The organism is Cyanobium gracile UHCC 0281, assembly GCF_034931305.1.
Lineage (GTDB): Bacteria > Cyanobacteriota > Cyanobacteriia > PCC-6307 > Cyanobiaceae > Cyanobium > Cyanobium gracile_A.
Map to the genome: position 1 here is coordinate 1 of NZ_JAYGHY010000115.1, position 2,338 is coordinate 2,338.

Below are 2,338 nucleotides of genomic sequence, written 5' to 3' on the forward strand. Positions count from 1 at the left end.
GGCTGGCCCTGCTGCCCTGCCCCGGCGGCTGGCGGGCCGCCGCCGCGCCCCAGCAGGCCACGCGTCTGCGGGAACCGCTCTGGTGCCGCCCGGTGGCTGCGGCGGGGGGCTCAGCCGCACCGGCCGAAACGCTCTTCCCTTCGCTCGGCGACGATCTGCAGCTGGTGGCCCTGCGGCCGCTGCCGGCGGACGGCGACCAGGGGAGGGCGAGGCAGGCGTTGCTCAGCGTGCAGAACCTCGGGCCCTGCCGGCGCCGCCTCTCGATCGGTCCCGACTGGACCGTGCTGGAGCGTTGCGACGGCTTGGGCCAGGGGTTGGGGGGCGGCGGCGATCCGCTGCAGCTGACCCCCTGGCAACTGGGGCACTGGACGCTGCAGAAGGTCGCGACGGCTCAGTCGTCGTGATCGTCGAAAGGATCGGTGAGGCCCTTGGACGGGGGGCCGAAGGCGGTGTACACGCCAAAACCGGTCAGGGCCAGGAGCACGGCGAGCACCGCGAGGGCCACGGAGAGGGCGGGGGAGGTGCTGGCAGCGGGATCCATGGGGGCTCTCAGGCGGGGCAGGGGGCGCGGGGCTTCCGTCACAACTCTCGACAGCCCAACTCGGTGCGGCCGGAGAGACCCTTACAGTAAGCACCGCGATCCCGTGCCTGAGAGGTTCGAGCTGCCATGGCCCAACGCACCCGTCTGGGAAACCTGCTGCGCCCCCTGAATTCCGAGTACGGCAAGGTGGTGCCTGGCTGGGGGACCACCCCCGTGATGGGCGTGTTCATGCTGCTCTTCCTGGTGTTCCTTCTGGTGATCCTGCAGCTGTACAACAAGTCCCTCCTGCTCGAGGGCATCAACGTCAACTGGAACGGCGTCGGCTGATTCCTCTCGCCCCCTGTCCATGAACATCTTCGGCATCGGTCTGCCCGAGATGGCGGTCATCGCCGCCATCGGACTGCTGGTCTTCGGACCCAAGCGCCTGCCCGAGCTCGGCAAGACCCTGGGACGCACCCTGCGCGGTTTCCAGTCAGCCTCGCAGGAGTTCGAGAAGGAGTTCCGTACGGCCGTGGGCACCGATCAGCCCACCGACATCTCTGGGCCCCCCGCCGCCATCCCGCCGGCGGCTGACGCTGCAGCGCCGGCGGTGGTGGTCGAGGAGAGCGCCGCTCCCTCCAACGGCCCCGCCAGCTGAGGACGGCCATCCGTTGGATCTGCACTTACTGGTGGGCCTGGGCAATCCCGGCGCCCGCTATGCCGACACCCGCCACAACGTCGGCTTCATGGTGCTGGAGCGGCTGGCCCGCGCCGATGGCGCCAGCTTCCGCAACCAGGGCCGCCTGCACGGGCTGCTGGCCGAGGTGGGGCAAGGGGACAAGCGACTGCGGCTGCTGATGCCCCAGACCTTCATGAATGACAGCGGCCGCTCGATTCGCGCCGCCCTCGACTGGTTCCGGCTCGAGCCCGCCCAGATGCTCGTGCTGGTGGATGACATGGACCTGCCCCTGGGGCGCCTGCGGGTGCGGGCCGCGGGCGGGGCCGGCGGCCACAACGGCCTGCGCAGCACGATCGACCACCTGGGCAGCGAGTCCTTCGCCCGGCTGCGCATCGGCATCGGTGCGCCCGGAGAAACGCCGGAGGAGCGCCGGGCCCGCACGGTGTCGCACGTGCTGGGCAAGTTCTCCGCCGCCGACCGGCCCGTGCTGGAGACGGTGCTGGCGGAGGTGGAGGCGGGCATCGACCTGATCCGCCGGGTTGGTCTGGAGCGGGCCGCCAACCGCCTGAACAGTTTTCGCTCCGATCCGCCGCCATCCTGAGAGCATCGATCGACACCGACGGCGCCACCTCCCCCGTCGCAGACCCCCCGTTTCCTGTGAGTCGCCTTCCCGCCACCAACGCTCAGCTGCGGGTGCTGCGCCAGAGCTTCAGCCCCTGCCTGCTGGAGGGCGAGATCACGGCGGGCACGTTCCAGTGGAGTTTCCGCTGGGCCTTCGACCGCGGTGAACTCGAGGTGGAGCCCTCGCTGGGGCGCGCCTTGATTCAGGACGCCCTGCTGCGCTTCCTGCTCAAGGCCGACTACCAGCTCGAACCCGGCGGCGACTACGTGTTCACGGTGCGGGCTTCGTTCTGATCAGGCACCGCCGGCCGCCACGTGCCGCGGCAGATCCCGCCCCAGCCGGCGCTCCAGCAGCAGCTGGGCCACCACGTCGTCCCAGTCGCGGGGGGGCTGGCGCAGGCCCAGGGGCAGCAGCTGGCGCCAGCCCCGGGCGGGAAACAGCTCCCAATAGCGGCGCCGCGCCGCCAGGGTGGTGCCGCGCTCGTCGACGAGCTCCACGGGCAGCAGGGGCTCCAAGC

At 71.1% G+C, this 2,338-nt stretch carries 5 protein-coding genes and 2 pseudogenes; 5 read left to right on the forward strand and 2 right to left on the reverse strand.

Going from position 1 to position 2,338, the window contains the following annotated elements; translation table 11 throughout:
* Window positions 1-404 (forward strand): annotated as a pseudogene (locus tag VB739_RS16485) (alpha-mannosidase); the annotation flags it as partial.
* Here the strand turns inward: VB739_RS16485 and psbN are convergent.
* Complete coding sequence (psbN, locus tag VB739_RS16490) at window positions 392-541, reverse strand: photosystem II reaction center protein PsbN (protein ID WP_015109630.1); 150 nt, start codon at window positions 539-541, stop codon at window positions 392-394. The pseudogene VB739_RS16485 and the gene psbN sit on opposite strands and share 13 nt — an antisense overlap.
* Window positions 542-667: 126 nt before the next feature.
* Between psbN and psbH the strand changes: the two genes are divergently transcribed.
* Genes psbH through VB739_RS16510 form a run of 4 tightly spaced genes read left to right on the forward strand, consistent with a single transcriptional unit; the run spans window position 668 to window position 2,114 of the window.
* Window positions 668-868 (forward strand): photosystem II reaction center phosphoprotein PsbH, encoded by a 201-nt coding sequence (gene psbH / locus VB739_RS16495; RefSeq protein ID WP_015109629.1) that lies wholly within the window; start codon window positions 668-670, stop codon window positions 866-868.
* 19 nt (window positions 869-887) lie between these two features.
* Entirely contained in the window at window positions 888-1,178 is a 291-nt protein-coding gene (locus VB739_RS16500) for a TatA/E family twin arginine-targeting protein translocase (RefSeq protein WP_323358101.1), read from the forward strand.
* A 13-nt stretch (window positions 1,179-1,191) separates the two neighbouring features.
* Window positions 1,192-1,800 (forward strand): aminoacyl-tRNA hydrolase, encoded by a 609-nt coding sequence (gene pth, locus VB739_RS16505; RefSeq protein WP_323358102.1) that lies wholly within the window; start codon window positions 1,192-1,194, stop codon window positions 1,798-1,800.
* Between the two features lie 56 nt (window positions 1,801-1,856).
* The gene (locus tag VB739_RS16510; RefSeq protein WP_323358103.1) at window positions 1,857-2,114 is read left to right on the forward strand and encodes a DUF3146 family protein; all 258 of its coding nucleotides are present in this window, start codon (window positions 1,857-1,859) and stop codon (window positions 2,112-2,114) included.
* On the opposite strand, the pseudogene VB739_RS16515 reads toward VB739_RS16510, so the two are convergent.
* A pseudogene (locus tag VB739_RS16515) lies at window positions 2,115-2,338 on the reverse strand (resolvase); the annotation flags it as partial.

Excerpts from the sequence above, each read along its gene's own strand:
- psbN (WP_015109630.1), bottom strand. The coding sequence starts at position 541 with ATGGATCCCGCTGCCAGCACCTCCCCCGCCCTCTCCGTGGCCCTCGCG.
- psbH (WP_015109629.1), top strand. The coding sequence starts at position 668 with ATGGCCCAACGCACCCGTCTGGGAAACCTGCTGCGCCCCCTGAATTCC.
- VB739_RS16500 (WP_323358101.1), top strand. The coding sequence starts at position 888 with ATGAACATCTTCGGCATCGGTCTGCCCGAGATGGCGGTCATCGCCGCC.